We start from the raw sequence: 17792 nt of genomic DNA on the forward strand, positions 1-17792 counted from the left end.
TTGAACGTTAACGTAATTCCTCTAATTCCTCTTTCAAGCTGCTATTAGCCATATCTTCTGCAAAATGATGGTTAACTTTTCTTTTCTTAGAGATAAAATAAGCAATGGATAAGAATGCTAACCAAGGAATTCCAAACTGAAGCATAATTTTAAAATCTGTAAACCAAGTGGTAATCATTAAACCGAGTAATAAGATGGCTCCTAAAATCGTAAAATAGGGGAAGCCAAGCATTCTTACCGGTAATTTTCTTCCACCAGATTTCTCCCATTTTTTTCGGAAGTAGAGGTGAGAAACAAATATCATAAGCCATGTGAACATAGCTCCGAACATTGAAATACCCATCATAAAGGCATATGAAGAGCTTGGGAGCAGTCCATTAACTGCTGCCGCAAGAAAAATGCCCAGGGTTGATACAGCAAGGGCCCATAGCGGTACACCTTTTTTACTTAGTCTCCCTAAAAAAGCTGGTGCATGTTTACTTTGAGAGAGAGAGAACATCATACGTGTAGAAGCATATAACTGACTGTTCATAGCTGATAGGGCAGCCGTTAAAATAATGAAATTCATAATTCCAGAGGCAGCCGGGATATTCAGAATTTCCATTACTTTCACAAATGGACTTTTATCAACTTGAGCTGACTTCCATGGAACAATCATTAACATGATGCCTATAGTCAAAACGTAAAAAGTAGTTAAACGAAACACAGTTGCTTTTAAAGCCTTCGGAACGGCTATATCAGGCTCTTTTGCTTCTCCAGCTGTAACTGCAATCATTTCGGTTCCTAAGAAACTAAAGAGGGAAATAAAGACAGCTACCCACATTCCCCACCACCCGAAAGGAAGGAATCCACCATCATTTACAAAATTATCTGTACCCATATTAGGGCGTGCATCTGTTCCAAATAGAACATAGGACCCTAAAAGAATAAAGCCCACAATTGCACTGATTTTTATCATAGAAAACCAATACTCAAAAGTAGCAAACGTATTAACACTAGTTGCGTTTACATAGATTAGTATAGCAGCAAACACTAAAATCCAGACAATACCCGGAACGCTTGGAAACCAGTACTTCATATACACGGCTATTGCACTTACTTCTACTCCAACGGCGAGAACGTTGGCTATCCAATATGAATAGCGAACCAAAAACCCTGCCAGGGGATGTACATATTTTTCAGAAATTGTTCCAAACGATCCAGAGGTAGGGTGGGCCACTGTCATTTCTGCCAAACACCCCATTAAGAGTAATACAACAAAAGCTCCTAAGGCATAACTAACCAATACACTAGGTCCAGCTGTTTGAATCGCAAGTCCACTGCCTAAGAATAGTCCAGTTCCAATTGCACAGCCCATCGAAATCATTGTCAATTGACTTGTTTTTAGATTTCGTTTTAATCCCTTTTCTGCGTCATCTTTGTTTGGCAATTGAGTATTGTGGGTTTTCATATTTCATCTCCTTCATAGTTTCAAAATAATGGTTTTGCTGCATATCTACAATAGCTTCCTTAAGATTTAGAGAGCGCTTACTTTTCTCGTTAAAAAAACAAGTAGTTTAGCTTTTACGCCACTACTTCACGTTCATTTTTAAATTTTTCATATTCTTTATCGTTCATAATTTTTTTCAAAGTTTGTACTACTTTCCAGACTTCTGTATAAGAAGTGTAAAGAGCAACAGGAGCCAGACGAATAATATTCGGAGCGCGGAAATCTGGAATGATACCATTCTCTTTTAATGCTTTACAAATGCGCGCTGCTTCCTTATGTTCAAGACTTACGTGCCCTCCGCGCTTTTTATCTTCTCTAGGGCTTCCAAGGGTAAAATTGAAGTCACTCAGCTCTTTTTCTAATAAATACATTAAATAATGATTGATTTTAAGAGATTTAGCTCGAATATTATCTATACCAGCCTCAGTGAAAATTTCTAGCGATCCAATTAAAGGAGCAAGACTTAAAACGTGGGGTGTTCCAATTTGATAAGCACCGGCTGAATCAGCAGGTGTTAATGTGTGCTCCATATCAAACTGCTTTTCTTTTTTTGAACTAAACCAGCCTGCTAAACCAGGTGCTGTTCCAAAATGTTTTTTATTTACATATAAACCGCCTACACAGCCAGGTCCACCGTTTAAGTGCTTATAATTACACCAATATGCAAAGTCCACATCCCATTTACTAAATGAGTGAGGAATTGCACCAATAGAGTGGCAGCCATCAAATCCAATCAAAATTCCACGTTTGTGTGCTTCAGCCGTCAATCGTTCCATATCTAATATTTGGCCGCTGCGATAGAGTACAGTTGGTAAGATAATTAAAGCAATCTCATCGGTCATAGCCTCAATAATGTCATCTTCTTCTAAAAAACGGCCATCGCGGCTTTTTACACGTATAAGGTGAGTATCTGGACTGTATCCGTGGGTTCGCAGCTGACTTTGAAGCGCATAAATATCAGATGGAAAGGTCAATTCATCAGCTAAAATCTTTGTGCGCGTTCCTTTTGGATTGTAGAAAGTAGCTACAAGCTGATGAAGGTTAACTGTTGTCGAACCAGTTACAATGACTTCTTCGCTAGAAGCCCCAACTAACGGCGCACTCATTTCACCTAATTTTTCGGACAAGGAGAACCATGGGTGTTTCCCCTGAGTCCATCCATCAATTCCTTGTTCTTTCCAATCATTTAATACTTCTATAAGTCTGCGTTCAGCTCTTTTAGAAAGGAGCCCCAATGAGTTTCCATCCATATATATGGAATCAGGCTTTAAATAAAATTCGTCACGAAAACTTGAAAGGGAGTCTTCTTGATCCAACTGTTTGGCATACTCTAATGTGGGTTTAAAGGTATTTAATTGCATAATTTTCCTCCTCTGCATTACTTAATATGTATCCTAGAAGAATCGTAACAAAGAATATGACACAGTGTCAATAATATAATTTTGAAAATTAAAAAAATAATTTTTGTAATAAATTCTCTTTATTACTTTTCGTTTTGTGAAAACTTCTATATCCTAGAGAGTAAAACGGATAGGGAGGAAGGAGCCTTAATGAATGAAAATAATATTGAAGATAAACGGCATTTACGTTCAATAAAGACTCGACAAAAATTATTAGAAGCTGCAAGAGAAGTATTTATACAAGAAGGTTTTCACAAAGCAACTATCACTCAAATAATAAAAAAGGCAAGGGTTGGGTATGGTACTGCATACGTTCATTTTGAAGGAAAAGAAGACTTTTTAGTTGTATTAATGGAGAATGTTATGGAGAAATTTTATGAAATTGCCGAGGCTGCATTTTTACCCGCATCTGTAAATGAAGCAGAAGAAATGATTCATAAACAAACGAACGAGTTTTTAAAAATGGCTGAGGATGAACAAAAAATGCTGCAAGTGTTTGAGCAGGCTATTGGTATTTCTCCTCTCGTTTCAGAGAAATGGAAGAACATTCGGGAAAAGTTTATTCAACGAATTTCAGAAGACATTGCCTATGCGCAGCGCAATGGATTAGCACGTAAAGATGTACATAACGAGTTAGTAGCAAGAGGGTGGTTTTTCACTAATGAAATGTACCTTTGGGAAATTGTTCGTAATGAATATGAGCATCCTGTCGAACAAATTGCTAAGAATATCGCATCTATTTATATTAAAGGACTCTATTTATAATTTCGGTGCGTAAATTGCACTTGTTTGAAATAGTATATAATATCCCGTTAATATTCAACTCTATAAAGCTAATCCAAATAGTCGATGAATGAATTTGACTTGATTTTGGACAGAGGGTTCCAAAAAAATATTTCCTCATTACTTAACGATTATCTAATGTGAGATACTTTCTTTTTATTTGAATTCTGTTTTCATAATAGAATTCAAATTCTCTTTAGCTTGGTGCCTCTTTTGCACATAAGTCTTCCTCAATCTATAATAGAAACCTCAGTTCAAGTCATACATTTGAACTGAGGTTTCTTATTATCCTCGAAAGGTTAAATTTATTTTTTATTTACTTGGCGTCCACTTTTTTTCTGGCTCTGGGAACTTGTGTTGCCAGTTTGAAATTCATTGCCTAATTCAACATCATTTCTTTTATCTTGCTTCTCTACTTGCTCTCTTGTCTGATTCTTTTTCTGTATCCCTTGTTTTGACATTACTTATCTCATCTCGCTTTCATCTAGTATTGTTTTTAATATGTGCAACTATAAGAAAAACATATAAATTAAATAAAAAATTTGTTAGTTGTTTCTGAATTGAAGCCCTATTTGTCACTAGGCCAACCCTAGCATATAAACAACCGAGCACATTTTACATTACTACCTACGTCTTACCTAATGCAGTAATTATTCTTTTTTAGTTTTAGGGTGGACGGACAAGCTTTATGGGATTAATTTGATTTTGGAATAAGTGAGAATAGTATCGTAAAAAGGACGCATAATTAGTAAAACAATTACTGTTGTTTAATATGTCAGGAAATGAAGATTTTACTCATTTTTGGAGGAAGTTGTAATGGAGAAAGATCAAACTTTGAAAAATGCGATGAATGAATGGGCACGTGTAACTGAAGAGCCAGAAATGTTAATGACGTATGAAGTAAACCAGGAATTCCAAGTAGATGAAACATTGACATTAAAAAAAGCTGAAAAACAAGGGAAAAAAAGAGCTATTAAGAGAGTAGCGTTAAGAATGCTACAAAAAGGTATGGATAATCAAACAATATCTGAATTAACTGAGCTTACAGAAGAAGAGATTGAACAGATTCGTAAATAACGAATGTAAACCGAGGGTAGGAAGGAATATATCCAAAACAAAATTTTATTTTATCACGATAAAAAAAGGGCTACCCCAAAATAGGAAAGAGGTAGCTTGCTCTACTCAAGCAAAAAATTGAATACATTGGTTGAGTTAAAACAACTACATTATTTTAACATGTATAAAATTTTTAGTAAAACGCTATCATTTCCAGTTTTATTACCTAATTTCCTCTGCTAAAATGGAATCATAGGGATGAAGAGAGAAGGGTAGATGAGGCATATGAGTACGAGTCTATTGCTAACTTTAGGAGTTATATTTTTGGCAACAATAGCTATAGCCATTTTAATTAAGATTCCAGAGGAAGATTAAACTGAATAATAAAATGAAAAGCTATCTCAAATAATAAAGGAGATAGTTTTTTTACTGCTTTATGTCTCATTTGAAAAATTAAAATTGATTTTATATAGAGGAATTAAATGCATAAAAATTAATTAAAAACAAATACTTTCACTGTCATAAATAAAAAGGAGGCTAGATAAAGATGGATGCACAAAGAGCACAAGAAATTGCCGATTCAGTGGACATGGCCAATGTAATATATAACGGGAAAAGCATTTACATTGAGCATGTAGACCAACAAAATGGGGTAGCTACAATTCATAACCTGGATGAACCAAATAATAAGCAAAGTGTTTCTATATCTGAACTAACAGAACAATAATTTACTCTTAGAATAAAAAAGCCATTTTATTTAGGCTTTTTTTTATTTTTCTCTTATTTTTATGGAGAGAGAATAAGAAGAAAAAATAACCACATTAGAAAAGTAGTGTTAGATCAAGGATGTATAAAAATCTAACCGTAATGAACTTCACTTTTAAATGGAGGACTCAATATAATGAAACACGACTCCTTATAACTTCCATCTTTCAAAGAAATCCCTTCCCAACAACAGTAAATCAAGCAAATAAGAAAACGTTGAGGGTTAGAAGTTATTTTTTCGTTTATGTTGACTTCTACGAAATTTTATTGTAGGATAATCTATATCATCAATAAACACATTAAATACTTATCCTACGATGCACGTTATGCCCTATTTGTTTTGAACCGTACTGTTTATTTGGGATTCCTACATTTGTTGACTGATGCCATGCCTGTCTTTGACACAGGATCGCTGGAACGTTAATATGCGGAAACCCACCTGCGAGATCGCGGGTTCACAAAACAGATTGGGAGGACGACATAGGTGGGAATCCCTTAACTATACATACCGTGCTAGACGGGGAGATGGCGGTGCCCTGTAACCTGCAATCCGCCTTAGCAGGGTTTAATTCCTAACAGAGGTATGAGTCAGGTAAGGTCTGACTTGGACAAGTGGTGTTGACAACTAGGTCCTGCACAACAGAAACCTATGAACATGGTCAGATCCGGAAGGAAGCAGCCATAAGTAGATTCTTCTGTGTGTTGCAGCACAACCCGGTCGAGCTAACTGTACAAGTAACGCTTATTTGATCATGTCAATGACGGGTGCACGGTGTTTTTACTTAGCAATTTTTATTTAGTGTTAAGAAAACTATCTTTAATAGGTCTGGTGGCGATAGCAGAGAGGTCACACCCGTTCCCATATCGAACACGGAAGTTAAGTTCTCTAGCGCCAATGGTAGTGGGGACTTTGTCCTTGTGAGAGTAGGACGTTGTCAGGCAAAAAACAGCTCATCATATCAATGATGGGCTGTTTTTTGTATATTAATTTCGTTTAAATTGATTTCTACGAAATTAAATGTTATGTTTTATGTAATTTATTAGTACATGTAGGAGGATTTAGAGTGAAAAAAAATAGCCTAGAAGTTATTCCGTTGATTGATGACTTTAGCCAATGGTTAATAGAATCAGGCAAATCTGATAATACGATTAAAACCTATCGAGCAGTGCTAAACCAATTTCATGAATGGCTTCTAAGTGAAGGTAGAAACTTAGATCAAGTAACAAAAAATAATGTCCAAACTTATATGATTAACCTTGAATCTAATAATAAAAGTGCGTCGACTATAGAAAAAGCTTTTGTCACAATTAGCGTTTTTGCACGCTTTCTTGAAAAACCAGAAATTGTTCAAAATATTGAACGTAAACGAAAAGAGAAAAACAACGAGGCTGTACCACAGTCATTAGAAGCAAGTGAGCTTGACCTTCTTTTATCTGAAGTAAAGCAACAAGGAAACCTTCGTGATATTGCTATTGTATACACTTTATTACATACAGGGGTTCGAGTATCAGAAATTTGTGCTTTGAATCATAAAGACGTAGAGATTAACAAATCTGACGGTTTTTTAATTATCCGTAATGCTAAAGGATATAAAAAGCGATTTGTTCCTCTTTCTACAGAAGCAAGGAATAGTTTAAAGAAATATATTGATTCACTTGATTCTAATCATGAAGCTTTATTTGTCTCTAATTTTGATAGAAGAATGTCTCCACGTACGGTTCAGTACATGTTAAAGAAATATAATGTAAATCCTCATAAATTACGCCATACTTTCTGTCATGAGTTAGTTAAGAAAGGGATAGATATTGCAACAGTTGCCGAATTAGCAGGCCATTCTGATGTGAATGTTACAAAACGATACCTAAAATCTTCTACAAGAGATTTAGAAAATGCGATTACGCAAACCTTTTTATAAAAATAAGCTCTGTAACAAGAATCATGATTCTTGTTACAGAGTTTTTTTATTTAGGTGTATGTTCCTACTTAATAATTGCAAAATTAAGTATTAAAACAAAACTTACATAGATGTTGACTTCTACGAAATTATAAGATAAAATAATTTTTGTTGGTAGCGAAACAGATATTAATTATTAAATTACTAGTCCATGTTTCATATGAAGGGGTAACATACGGATAAATGTGACTGACTATAAATAATTTCCATACTTATTGGTGGCATAGTCAAGGTCTGCAATACCTTTATCACCGGTTCAAATCCGATTGCCGGCTCCACATTCTAATAGAGAGCTTAGAAAGGACCTTTAGCTCAGTTGGTTAGAGCAGACGGCTCATAACCGTCCGGTCGTAGGTTCGAGTCCTACAAGGTCCACCATTGAACCTGAAATATGGAGGAATACCCAAGTCTGGCTGAAGGGATCGGTCTTGAAAACCGACAGGGGTGTCAAAGCCCGCGGGGGTTCGAATCCCTCTTCCTCTTCCATTATATCTTTGTTATTATCGCGGGGTGGAGCAGTTCGGTAGCTCGTCGGGCTCATAACCCGAAGGTCGCAGGTTCAAATCCTGTCCCCGCAACCATTTTTCACATGCGGATGTGGCGGAATTGGCAGACGCGCTAGACTTAGGATCTAGTGTCTTATGACGTGGGGGTTCAAGTCCCTTCATCCGCACCATTTTAGGAAGCGCCCGTAGCTCAATTGGATAGAGCGTTTGACTACGGATCAAAAGGTTAGGGGTTCGACTCCTCTCGGGCGCGCCATAAACGGGAAGTAGCTCATTTTGGTAGAGCCTAAGTCTGATAAGCGTGAGGTCGGTGGTTCAAGTCCACTTAGGCCTACTATTATTCCACAGTATTTCAATGGAAGATCCATACAGATAAGTACCCAAGTGGCTCAAGGGGCTCCCCTGCTAAGGGAGTAGATCGTTAACGCGGTGCGAGGGTTCGAATCCCTTCTTCTCTGCCATTTTATAATTTTATCTGGTCCGTTGGCCAAGTGGTCAAGAAATTATCCTTTTAAAAAGGTAACACGGGTTCGAATCCCGGACGGGTCATTACAAAAAAGGCAGTTTGCTGATAAAGCAAGCTGTCTTTTTATTGGATAAGAGATATTGCTTTAATCCATTATGTAAAACTAATTTAAATGTTATTAGAATGAAGATAAAAAGCATTTGATAATAGTGCCGATAACTCGGAGTATGTCAACAGAGATATTTAATAAATTTCAACACTGTAGAAACGCTCCAGCTATAACCCAAAAAGAACAACCAAACAAAAAAAGCACTCACCACAAGTGAGTGCTTTTCCATTAAATAAATAATCCAACCATAATACCTGTTAAAATCGACCCCATTGTAGCGACTAACAGCATCTTTAAGCCGAACTTGGCAACCCTTGAAGCTTGTTCGCCGTTGATTGCTTGGATCGTACCAAGAACGATACCAATTGAGCTGAAGTTTGCAAATGAGATTAAGTAAGCTGATACGATCCCGACCGTTTTTTCAGAAAGGTGAGGCATCATTTTTTGGAAGTCAAGCATGGCAACGAATTCGTTTGCTACTACTTTTGTTCCCATTACGCCGCCGGCTCTCATTAGTTCATCTGCCGGAATACCCATAATAAAGGCAATTGGATAGAAGATATAGCCTAAAATGTCTTGAACAGTTAATCCGATTACGCCGTTTAATACGTAGTTCACTAATGCTAAAAGACCAACGTACGTTACAAGCATCGCTGCTACGATTAACGCAACGCGTCCGCCGTCTAGTGCTCCGTCACCGATTGCTTCAAACAGCGTGCCTTGCTTAGCAGGCGCTTTAATATCGACTTCGTTTTCATCTTCTACTTTTACAGGTGCAACGATAGAAGAAACGATTAAGCCAGAGAATACGTTTAGCGGAAGGGCAATTAATACGTATTCCGCCGGAATCATCTGCATGTATGCGCCTAGAATTGAACAAGAAACGGATACTAAAGACGTTGTTGTAACGATAAATAAACGGTTTGGTGTTAAACCTCCGATGTGGTTTTTCACCGCAATTAGCGCCGTTGTATCACCAAAAATCATTGCGTTCACGGCTGTGAAGCTTTCAATTTGGGGAAGCCCGGTAATTTTTGAAACAAGTCCTCCGATATATTTGATCCCAAAGGGTAAAATACGAGAGTAGTTTAAAATACTTAATAATGCTGAAACGAATACAATCATAACTAACGTTTGGATAAAGAAAATGCCTTTTCCTGCAAGATCTCCAAACACGAACGAAATTCCGTCGTTACCAAATGATAAGATCTTTGTAAATACACTCGTAATAAAGTCAAGCACCTTGCGACCAATCGATGTATTCATCATAAAAGCAGAGATAGCGAGCTGAATAACCAGCATAACTGCGATGCCTTTGTAGTTGATAAGTTTCTTGTCGTTTGACATGAGGAACGCAACTGCTAAGACAATTACAATTCCGATAATTCCCATTAAAATTGACATTTACTTTTCTCCTTACATGTACTCTATATTTATAAAAGAGGGACGTGCATAGAAATGACTATGTAAATCGGCCTCTATTTTATATAAAAATCAGGACTTTCACGCTAGTTTTAGTAAAAATGGGCAAAATTTTTTAGGCCATTGTAAAAAATGACGTAATGGTAAAATAATATTTACTATGTGCTAATATGTAAAAAAACATGCAGAACTGACATAATAACTTATATTTCGACAACCTCTACTATCTTAAATCATTTCGAACAAAAGAAAAAGAGGAAATGAAGATATTTTTAATATAATTGTGAAATATTTTTTAAACTTTCATGATATTGCCAAGATTTTAGTGGAATACACAAAAAAATAAGAGCGCCATCTTTAAAATGTGGTAAAATATGACGTAATTAGTAAGGGAAAACGGGGAAGGGAGAGGCACGAATGAATCAACGTAAAATAATTCATTTAGCAACCGGCATGCCTGAACAAATGGCATACAGTCCTGACAAAGAAATGCGCACAGGCATATGCAAGAAGCAAGTAGACGAAACGTTTTTAGCAAAAGAAGGGTTTCAAGGCGACGGCGTAGCGAATTTAAAGTATCACGGCGGTCCGGATCGTGCGGTGTGCGTGTATCCGTATGAGCACTACAAAAAATGGAACGAAGAGTTTGATACGGAGCTGCCAATGTCTGCGTTTGGAGAAAATCTTGTTGTTGCAGGCATGCTTGAAAAAGAAGTATGCATTGGAGACATTTATCAAGTAGGAGACGCCGTTATTCAAGTGACTCAAGGGCGAAATCCATGCGACACAATTACAAAGCGAACGGGCGTTAAAGGGATTTTAAAACGAATGATTGAGACAAGCTATACCGGATACCTTTGCCGCGTGCTGAAAGAAGGTACGATTACGCAAGGTGCAGAAGTGAAATTGATTGAAGCTCATCCAAACCAAGTATCCGTTTGGTTTACGCTTGATTTATATTTCCATCGTTCAAAAGATGTAGAAGGGATGAAGCGGGCTTTAGAAGTGGCTGAGCTAGCTGAAGACTGGAAGCATAAATTTCAAACGTGTATTGAAAAGGCGCTTTCCGTCGCGCAGCGATAAAAAGTAAATGCCCTCTAATCGTTAGAACGTATCTAACGATTAGAGGGCATTTTTTTCTTAGAAGCGTCCGTATCCTAAGAAATGATCTTGGTAGTAAGAAACATCTAGGTCAGCTACAGCTACACCGTGTGAACCAGCATGAATCATTTGGCCGTTTCCGATGTAGATTCCCATGTGAGATGGGCCGCTTGTGTATGTGTTTTGGAAGAATACTAGATCTCCTGGTTGTGGAGACGAAACTTTTGTCGCCATGTTCCAGTAGTTTGCTACGCTTGTACGTGAAATGCTGTGACCGCTATGGTTGAACACGTATGCGATAAAGCCTGAGCAGTCAAATCCGCTTGGTGTGTTTCCTGCCCATTGGTAAGGTGATCCTACTAAACTACGTGCAACATTTACTGTGCTTCCAGAAGCCGTGCTTGTTGTTGGAGCAGGTGCTGGTGTGCTAGTTTCTTTTGCTGCAGATGCAGATGCTGTAGAAGTAGAAGGAGTTGATGTGCTTACACCTTTTACTTGGCTTGCGCTTGGTTTACCCGATGCAATTGTTACGTAGCTTGAGCTTTTTGAAACCCATTTGTTTGGTGCAATTTCAACTAAGCCGTTTGCTTCTTTTAAAATAGCAAACTCTTGACCTTGTGTTGCAGTTCCAACGACTGGAGATGAAAAGCTAGCTCCTTGACGAATATTTAACGCACTCACGTTTACGATGACTTTTTGATTAGTAGTAGTAGTAGTTGCTTGTTGTTGAGGTACGCTTGGCGTTACCTTTTCTTGTACGGGTGCTGGTGCAGCGCCTCCGTCATTAGCACTTGCTGAAGTTGTGCTAAATGTTAGGGCAGCGGGAACAAGTAATGCTGCTAACCCCATATTCATAACTGTACGATTTGCTTTCTTTAGCATGTTCTTTCTCCCTTTCCATAACTTGTTTTATTCACAACTGTGAGTCTATCAATCCTGACAGGAAAAGTAAACATCTAATTCCAAATTACGACATTTTGTAACATAGTTTTAATATTAAAGAGCGATATAAGTAGAATTGTCACCTTCTCTGTAATAATTCTGAAAATTTATCCAGGTAGAAATGTTTAGGAGGTTCATAGATTTATTAGAAAATATGTAAAGGTTATGGAACTTTTCTATTTTTATGTTAAAAAAGAGAGGGAATTAAAAAGACAGCGGCTGTTTAGCTGCTGTTTCTAGGAGATATAGTTCGATGGTAATATAATTTACTAGCTCATTTAGTAAATAACAGGTTACAAATTTCAGCTAATGTATATAGAGAATACCAAAACTAAATAAAAAAACCGTATTCGCAACTCGAATACGGTTTTTCGTTTATTCAGCGACTTCAGTTTCATTTGCCTTTAGCTTTTCATAAAATACCCCAAGCGAAGTCGTTACATACGGAACAAGCCATAATAACCCAATGCCAAGCGTGATGATACTTAAAATTCCCCAGCCGATAAAGCTTAAAACAAGTAAAAAGTAGGTCCACTTGTAGCCGTTCATTAACCGTCTGCTCTCAGTAATAGACTGATTGACTGAATAATCTGGGTTATCGCGGAATACGTAGTAAGCCTGTGAATAGGCAAGGCTTTTGATGATGCCAGGAATGATTAATAAAATGCTCCATAGCACGGTATAAATAATCGTTAGCAAGTAAAGTCCGAGGGTTCTAAAATATAATCCCGCAGATGAAAACGAATCAAACACGTTTCCTACACGTACACTTTCTCCTCGCACCAGACGCAATAGTACCCAGTAGTAAGAGAAAAAGAGCGGTACGAGCAGCAGGGATACAATATTAGCTAATGTAGACTGAGAGTATTCGGTTTCAGACCCGCTTGGAAATCCGTTGATTAAAAAGTCAATAAGTCCTGGAATACCGGCAGCAATTAGATACGTAACGAACGTAAGCAGTACGGCAAATCCCCAGCGGTTTTTCAACGCTGCGAGTGCACCTTGCTTCACTTCTTTTATTCTCATAACTTGATGTCCCCCTCTAGGTGAGTTTATACAGAGAATTTAACCTGTACATTAGTCAATATATTAGCGATTTTTGAATATATGAATGCTTGCACTAATAAGTTGTGTAAAGATTTTTTAGACGCTTGAAATTTGTGGAAAGTCCTTTAAAATGGAAGTATAAGGATATTTTCGGTGGGAAGGAGGAATGAAAATGACGCTTGTGTATTTGCTGATTCTGGCAGTCGTCTATGTCTTTCTAGATTTTTGCCTGCGAAAAAAGCTGCATACAAAGATGACAAAAAGTTATTGGAGAAGCTTTAAAGGAAGGCTTCCGCTGTTTATTACAATTGAAATGGTGATGCTTGCTTCGTTTTTAGTGCTGATCTTTGTTATACCTCCAGCCTACACCTCCGTTTCTATGTTTCTTTTCTTGTTTCTCCTGTACGTGCTTCGAGGTTTCGAAGAATGGAAGTTTGAAAGAAAGCAAAAAGAGCACTACCACTCGTGGTTTGGTGCAACTTTTTTCTTATTTGGGACGTTTATATTACTGATGACAGATATGTAAAACAAGATTGAGACATAACGAAATGAACCGCTGTTGATTTCCGTGCAAGACTTCGCTTTCCGCGGGCGGCCGGTGAGCCTCCTCGTCGCGTGTGCTCCTGCGGGGTCTCATCTGTTCCGCTTTTCCCGCAGGAGTCTTCGTCTTGCTCTCCAATCAATCACTAGAAGCACCTATATATATGAAACAAGCCTACGTTCACCATACCCATGAAAAAATCCGAACGAATTGGATTCTCCATCAAGAATCAAGTTCGTTCGGATCTCCCTTCAATCAAACTACTTTTATACAAGCTTCTTTTTTTACGTAAAGTATTGAACGACTGTGCCTTTGTTCTTCTCTACGTTAACACGAGCATACGCGCCGTTAATAAGCGTGAGCTGAGGAGGGAGGTGGCCGCAGTCGATGTCATAGATAACTGGAATATGTAAGTCAGAGGCAAGGTCGCGATACACATCTTCAGCGGTGTAGGAATCAACGGGTTTATTAGCGCTGCTTCTGCCAAATAAAATACCCGAGCAGTTATCAAACCAGCCCGCTAGCTTAAGCTGAAGAAGTGAACGGCGAAGGTCAGCCGTCGTCAGTTCACAGTTGTCAAAGTACCAAATGACGGGCTCAGCAGGAATATGTTTTTCTCGAAAAGCTTTTACGTCTCCAAAAGGAGTTCCTACTAAGTGCCTGATTACGTCAATACATCCTCCAAGCAGACGCCCTTCGATGTGCACGTCGCTTAACTCTGTATGCTTCCAAGCGGTTTGTTCCGTTAAATGAAACACACATGGTGACGGGTTGTCATGCTGCCATTCTTTTTGATAGCGATCAGAAGAAACTTGAACCACGCTTTCTCCTTTTTTAGTCGTCAGCACCTGCTGCCACATCGCAGTTGTTGGGTCCCAGTATTCTCCTCGCAAGTCCACAAAGTTGGTTCCATGAGCCGTTGCAATCCCAGTATTAAGTGTAATAGTCAGCAAAAGAACGCTGGTGTCAGAATAGCCAAGCACCCATTTTGCTGTCCATTTCGTAAAGTCGAGATGTTCAAGAATTTCAATCAGCAGCTCGCCTCCCCAAGGAGGCATAATGATATCAATGTTTTCATCAGCAATCATGGCTTGAAGTTCATTTGCACGTTTTTTAGGAGAAGCGGATTTTGCTTTATGCTGCGTCCACACGGTTTCTCCCGGTATAACAGAAAAGCCTTTTTCCTTCATGCGTTCACACGATAAAGAAAACATGGAATGAAGAGCTTGAGGTACACCAGAAGAAGGTGCGGTTATGCCGATGTTTGGGTTGGATGTAAGAAAAGGATAGGTAATCATAGCGGCCTCCTTCAAAGGTTTTAGCTTATTTTACCAGCGAGAGAAATACTGAACAAGCTTATTTTTCATTTAATTTAGGAAGATTGATAGGTTTTGTAAAAAGAATCCGTATTAATAGATGTAAAAGCAAGCGGAAAGGAGCAATGTCATGGAAGATGACTGGATTGTTGCGTGTATAACGCGAAAAAAAGAAAAAGGATTAGAGCTGTTAATCGATCAGTACGGAGGGTTAATTACGGCCATTGTACGCAAGCATCTAGGCATGCTGAAAAGTTATGAAGAAGAGTGTGTAAACGACGTGTTATTAGCGGTGTGGCATCATATTGATCGCTTTGATTCGGAGAAAAACACGTTTAAAAATTGGGTTGCGGCTATTGCTAAGTACAAAGCCATTGACTATCAGCGCAAATACATAAAAACGCAGCACGAATCGCTTAGCGAAGCGGGAGTGGGTGAAACATCAGAAGTTCATAACATTCAAACAGACGACGTGGAAGAACTTTTAGGCCACTTAAGTGAAGGAGACCGCGAGCTGTTTAAAGCGTATTACTTACAGGAAGTCGAGCTGAAGCAAATTGCTGAAAAACAGCAGACCACCATCAGCAATTTATATAACCGGCTGTCGCGCGGACGAAAAAAATTAAAAGCGATTTTTAAATGAGAAATAAGGAGGGACAAAGATGAAAAATCAATATGACTTATTAAACGGATCTTCTGTAGATTTTGATGAATATGAAGAAATTGAGCTAACGGCAAGCGAGAAAAAGCGAATGAAAAAACGCTTAAAACGTGAAATAAAGCCGGCGCGAAAAAAAGCGCGTCCGCTGATTGCCGCTGCGGTGCTGCTGCTTGCTGTGACGCCTGTAATGATGCAAAACGAAACGGTATGGGCATCGGCTGTGCGAATCAGTCAGCAAATTGGCCAGCAAATCGAGCTGCTTATGAACAAGCCTGAAGGCAGCTTGAGCAGCTATAAAAAAACGGTAAATGAAACGGCAACGGACCAAGGCATTCAAGTAAAAGTAAATGAGCTGATGCTTGATGACGGACAGTTGCTGCTTGGGTTAACGATTAGCGCAGATGAATTTAGAAAAACGGGACTAGGTCTTAACAAAAACACGCCAACTCGACCAGGAGAGCTGCGCGTGAAAATTGGCAATATGTCGTTTTTTGATTCGGCTTCGAGTATTAGAGAGGAACCAATCAAAAACAAAGACGGAAGCTGGAGCTATCTGTACGCTTTAAAACTAACGCAAGCGGACACGGACGGAGACGGGAAAATCGATGTGGAAGGCTACAATGTGCTAGATCATATTGATCCAAATAAAAATTATCAAATCAGCGCTCAGTTCACGAGCCTTGATTTTGAAAAGAATCCTAGCCAGACGAAAAGCGGGAACTACCGGGATTCCTACGGGGAAATTAAAGGAAATTGGACGGTTCATACAAGCGTAAATGGCTCAAAAATCATCGCTGATACAAAAGTGTATCCGTTGAATAAAGAAATTCCGATTAACGAAAAAGGAATAAAAGGCGTATTGTCCATCAAAGAAGTTCGCGTATCGCCTGTTTCGATTAAGCTACACTATACGTTTACATCGTCAACAGGAAGCATTCGAAACGGAACGAACGTGGGCGTAAAAATAAAAGATCAAAATGGAAGAGATCTTTCTGAAAGCGGCAGTGGAGGAGGAACAGACAGAGTGCTAGAAATGGACGAAGAGTACCGAAACGACAAAGGAGTGGTTATGCTTCGATTTGTTCCGTATGTAAGTGATTACGAAAACGACAGTTCAAAAGATTTAACTTCGGACGCCTTTAATTTGAAGGTAAATAACAAATAACAAACTAAAAACCAGATGCCTGCTTAGCGAGCATCTGGTTTTTTATTAGATATCCATTTTATTTAACAAGCGAAGAAACGTCTGTAATTCTTCATCCGTAAAATGTCCAAGCTTTTCACCATATTCTTTGGTGAGCACTTTTTCCATTTCTTCTGCAAACTCTTTTCCTTTATCCGTAATCGATAAGTAGACAACGCGACGGTCTTTTTGACTGCGTACGCGCGTAACAAATTCTCTTTCCATTAATCGGTCGCTGATGCACGTCATGCTACTGTTTGAGATGTGCATATGCTCGGCAATCTCAGAAACGATATGATTCCCTTCTTTATACAGCATGTGAAGCGCTAAAAATTCATTTAAAGGAATATATGATTTTAAAGTAGGGATAACCGATAGCTGCATTTTTTTCGTTTGGTTTCGCATCGTTGAAACCACATTTTGGATAAGTTCATCTCGTGTATTCATTGAGGTTGTGTGCTCCTTTTTCCGTTCAAACAATTTCTTTTCTTTTCTATTGTACCATATTGTTTATAAAGATAATGGGCAGGTTTTTTAAAGAGAAAAAGAGAAGTAGTATCTATCTGTTGCGATAGAAAGGGGCTTGAGTGATGGACAAGATAATTGAATTTAAAACGACGCTGCTTCCTTTTGATGGAGCAAAAAAGCTTGTGAATGCAAATAATTCGGAAAGTGACTTATTATACAAGGAATATTATGATCTCGGAGACGGCAAGCAGATCTGTACGCTTGTGTTTGAACGCTATTTTTTCCGCACCGGCGGCAGGGGATCACTAACGATTATTTTAGAAAATGTGTCCGGTCCAAACAAAGTAAAGTGTATTCCTTCAGGAAGCGCAGAAGGGATATTAAATATTGATTGGGGAGCAAGCAAGGATTTTGTGAGATGGGTAGAAAACGCCCTCTCATCGTACACGTTAGAAGAACCGCAAAGATAAAGGCAAAGCTGGAGAAGGCAATGAGCTTCTTCAGCTTTTTTTGTGAAGCGAAGGGCGAGTAGAGAAATGAAAAGATGCAAAAGCTACTGTAGAAATAAGAACTTTATGTGGA

The 17792-nt window shown here is 38.4% G+C and carries 18 protein-coding genes, 6 tRNA genes, 1 rRNA gene and 2 other RNA genes; 18 read left to right on the top strand and 9 right to left on the bottom strand.

The features are described from left to right. Positions 1-7: 7 nt before the first annotated feature. Both LAV82_RS12020 and kynU read right to left on the bottom strand, forming a co-directional pair. On the bottom strand, positions 8-1450 hold the full coding sequence (locus tag LAV82_RS12020) for an amino acid permease (RefSeq protein WP_098399936.1): 1443 nt from the start codon (positions 1448-1450) through the stop codon (positions 8-10). A gap of 113 nt (positions 1451-1563) precedes the next feature. Further along, on the bottom strand, positions 1564-2850 hold the full coding sequence (gene kynU / locus LAV82_RS12025) for a kynureninase (RefSeq protein ID WP_499716156.1): 1287 nt from the start codon (positions 2848-2850) through the stop codon (positions 1564-1566). A 189-nt stretch (positions 2851-3039) separates the two neighbouring features. On the opposite strand from kynU, the gene LAV82_RS12030 reads away from it, so the two are divergent. Then, positions 3040-3654 (top strand): TetR/AcrR family transcriptional regulator, encoded by a 615-nt coding sequence (locus LAV82_RS12030; RefSeq protein ID WP_013058267.1) that lies wholly within the window; start codon positions 3040-3042, stop codon positions 3652-3654. A 323-nt stretch (positions 3655-3977) separates the two neighbouring features. Here the strand turns inward: LAV82_RS12030 and LAV82_RS12035 are convergent, their stop codons facing one another. Continuing rightward, the gene (locus tag LAV82_RS12035) at positions 3978-4133 is read right to left on the bottom strand and encodes a hypothetical protein (RefSeq protein WP_013058266.1); all 156 of its coding nucleotides are present in this window, start codon (positions 4131-4133) and stop codon (positions 3978-3980) included. Between the two features lie 355 nt (positions 4134-4488). Here LAV82_RS12035 and LAV82_RS12040 point away from each other — a divergent pair, with 355 nt between their 5' ends. The 12 genes from LAV82_RS12040 (at position 4489) to LAV82_RS12095 (ending at position 8415) form a co-directional block, all read left to right on the top strand. After that, positions 4489-4749, top strand: a complete 261-nt coding sequence (locus LAV82_RS12040; protein ID WP_211077650.1) for an Rpn/YhgA-type helix-turn-helix domain-containing protein — start codon at positions 4489-4491, stop codon at positions 4747-4749. Positions 4750-5275: 526 nt separating this feature from the next. Further along, a complete protein-coding gene (locus LAV82_RS12045) occupies positions 5276-5455 on the top strand; it encodes a small acid-soluble spore protein H (RefSeq protein ID WP_013058264.1) in 180 nt (59 codons plus the stop codon). 344 nt (positions 5456-5799) lie between these two features. Then, a non-coding RNA gene (gene ssrS, locus LAV82_RS12050) (6S RNA) lies at positions 5800-5988 on the top strand. Between the two features lie 13 nt (positions 5989-6001). Beyond that, an RNA gene (gene ffs / locus LAV82_RS12055) (signal recognition particle sRNA large type) lies at positions 6002-6266 on the top strand. A 52-nt stretch (positions 6267-6318) separates the two neighbouring features. Next, positions 6319-6434 (top strand): 5S ribosomal RNA (gene rrf, locus LAV82_RS12060). Positions 6435-6557: 123 nt separating this feature from the next. Beyond that, a complete protein-coding gene (locus LAV82_RS12065) occupies positions 6558-7409 on the top strand; it encodes a tyrosine-type recombinase/integrase (protein WP_211077652.1) in 852 nt (283 codons plus the stop codon). A gap of 340 nt (positions 7410-7749) precedes the next feature. Beyond that, positions 7750-7826: transfer RNA gene (locus tag LAV82_RS12070), tRNA-Ile, on the top strand. A 15-nt stretch (positions 7827-7841) separates the two neighbouring features. Then, positions 7842-7934, top strand: a tRNA-Ser gene (locus tag LAV82_RS12075). Between the two features lie 18 nt (positions 7935-7952). Continuing rightward, positions 7953-8029 (top strand) — tRNA-Met (locus LAV82_RS12080). 10 nt (positions 8030-8039) lie between these two features. Then, positions 8040-8124 (top strand) — tRNA-Leu (locus LAV82_RS12085). A gap of 9 nt (positions 8125-8133) precedes the next feature. Continuing rightward, positions 8134-8210, top strand: a tRNA-Arg gene (locus LAV82_RS12090). 114 nt (positions 8211-8324) lie between these two features. Then, positions 8325-8415, top strand: a tRNA-Ser gene (locus LAV82_RS12095). A 342-nt stretch (positions 8416-8757) separates the two neighbouring features. Here LAV82_RS12095 and LAV82_RS12100 read toward each other — a convergent pair. Further along, positions 8758-9933, bottom strand: a complete 1176-nt coding sequence (locus tag LAV82_RS12100; RefSeq protein WP_013058262.1) for a NupC/NupG family nucleoside CNT transporter — start codon at positions 9931-9933, stop codon at positions 8758-8760. Between the two features lie 435 nt (positions 9934-10368). On the opposite strand from LAV82_RS12100, the gene LAV82_RS12105 reads away from it, so the two are divergent. After that, positions 10369-11034, top strand: a complete 666-nt coding sequence (locus LAV82_RS12105) for an MOSC domain-containing protein (protein WP_499716158.1) — start codon at positions 10369-10371, stop codon at positions 11032-11034. A 57-nt stretch (positions 11035-11091) separates the two neighbouring features. Here the strand turns inward: LAV82_RS12105 and LAV82_RS12110 are convergent, their stop codons facing one another. Both LAV82_RS12110 and LAV82_RS12115 read right to left on the bottom strand, forming a co-directional pair. Next, positions 11092-11934: a C40 family peptidase gene (locus LAV82_RS12110; RefSeq protein WP_211077654.1), complete on the bottom strand. Its 843-nt coding sequence runs from the start codon at positions 11932-11934 to the stop codon at positions 11092-11094. A 435-nt stretch (positions 11935-12369) separates the two neighbouring features. After that, entirely contained in the window at positions 12370-13020 is a 651-nt protein-coding gene (locus LAV82_RS12115) for a DUF975 family protein (protein ID WP_013058258.1), read from the bottom strand. Positions 13021-13213: 193 nt separating this feature from the next. Here LAV82_RS12115 and LAV82_RS12120 point away from each other — a divergent pair, with 193 nt between their 5' ends. Next, entirely contained in the window at positions 13214-13567 is a 354-nt protein-coding gene (locus LAV82_RS12120) for a DUF4181 domain-containing protein (protein ID WP_499716159.1), read from the top strand. Here the strand turns inward: LAV82_RS12120 and LAV82_RS12125 are convergent. Both LAV82_RS12125 and LAV82_RS12130 read right to left on the bottom strand, forming a co-directional pair. Beyond that, positions 13542-13724, bottom strand: a complete 183-nt coding sequence (locus LAV82_RS12125; RefSeq protein WP_499716160.1) for a hypothetical protein — start codon at positions 13722-13724, stop codon at positions 13542-13544. The genes LAV82_RS12120 and LAV82_RS12125 overlap by 26 nt on opposite strands. Before the next feature lie 142 nt (positions 13725-13866). Then, a complete protein-coding gene (locus tag LAV82_RS12130; RefSeq protein ID WP_499716162.1) occupies positions 13867-14880 on the bottom strand; it encodes a S66 family peptidase in 1014 nt (337 codons plus the stop codon). Positions 14881-15028: 148 nt separating this feature from the next. Between LAV82_RS12130 and LAV82_RS12135 the strand changes: the two genes are divergently transcribed. Then, positions 15029-15541, top strand: a complete 513-nt coding sequence (locus LAV82_RS12135) for a sigma-70 family RNA polymerase sigma factor (protein WP_098196793.1) — start codon at positions 15029-15031, stop codon at positions 15539-15541. A 19-nt stretch (positions 15542-15560) separates the two neighbouring features. After that, positions 15561-16724, top strand: coding sequence for a DUF5643 domain-containing protein (locus LAV82_RS12140; protein WP_499716163.1), 1164 nt, complete (start codon positions 15561-15563; stop codon positions 16722-16724). A gap of 45 nt (positions 16725-16769) precedes the next feature. Here LAV82_RS12140 and LAV82_RS12145 read toward each other — a convergent pair whose 3' ends face one another. Beyond that, positions 16770-17189: a MarR family winged helix-turn-helix transcriptional regulator gene (locus LAV82_RS12145; protein WP_013058252.1), complete on the bottom strand. Its 420-nt coding sequence runs from the start codon at positions 17187-17189 to the stop codon at positions 16770-16772. A 143-nt stretch (positions 17190-17332) separates the two neighbouring features. Here LAV82_RS12145 and LAV82_RS12150 point away from each other — a divergent pair, with 143 nt between their 5' ends. Next, positions 17333-17680 (top strand): DUF6054 family protein, encoded by a 348-nt coding sequence (locus tag LAV82_RS12150; protein WP_013058251.1) that lies wholly within the window; start codon positions 17333-17335, stop codon positions 17678-17680. Positions 17681-17792: the final 112 nt, after the last annotated feature.

The sequence above is a fragment of the Bacillus sp. ILBB4 genome (assembly GCF_035064545.1).
Taxonomy (GTDB): domain Bacteria; phylum Bacillota; class Bacilli; order Bacillales; family Bacillaceae_H; genus Priestia.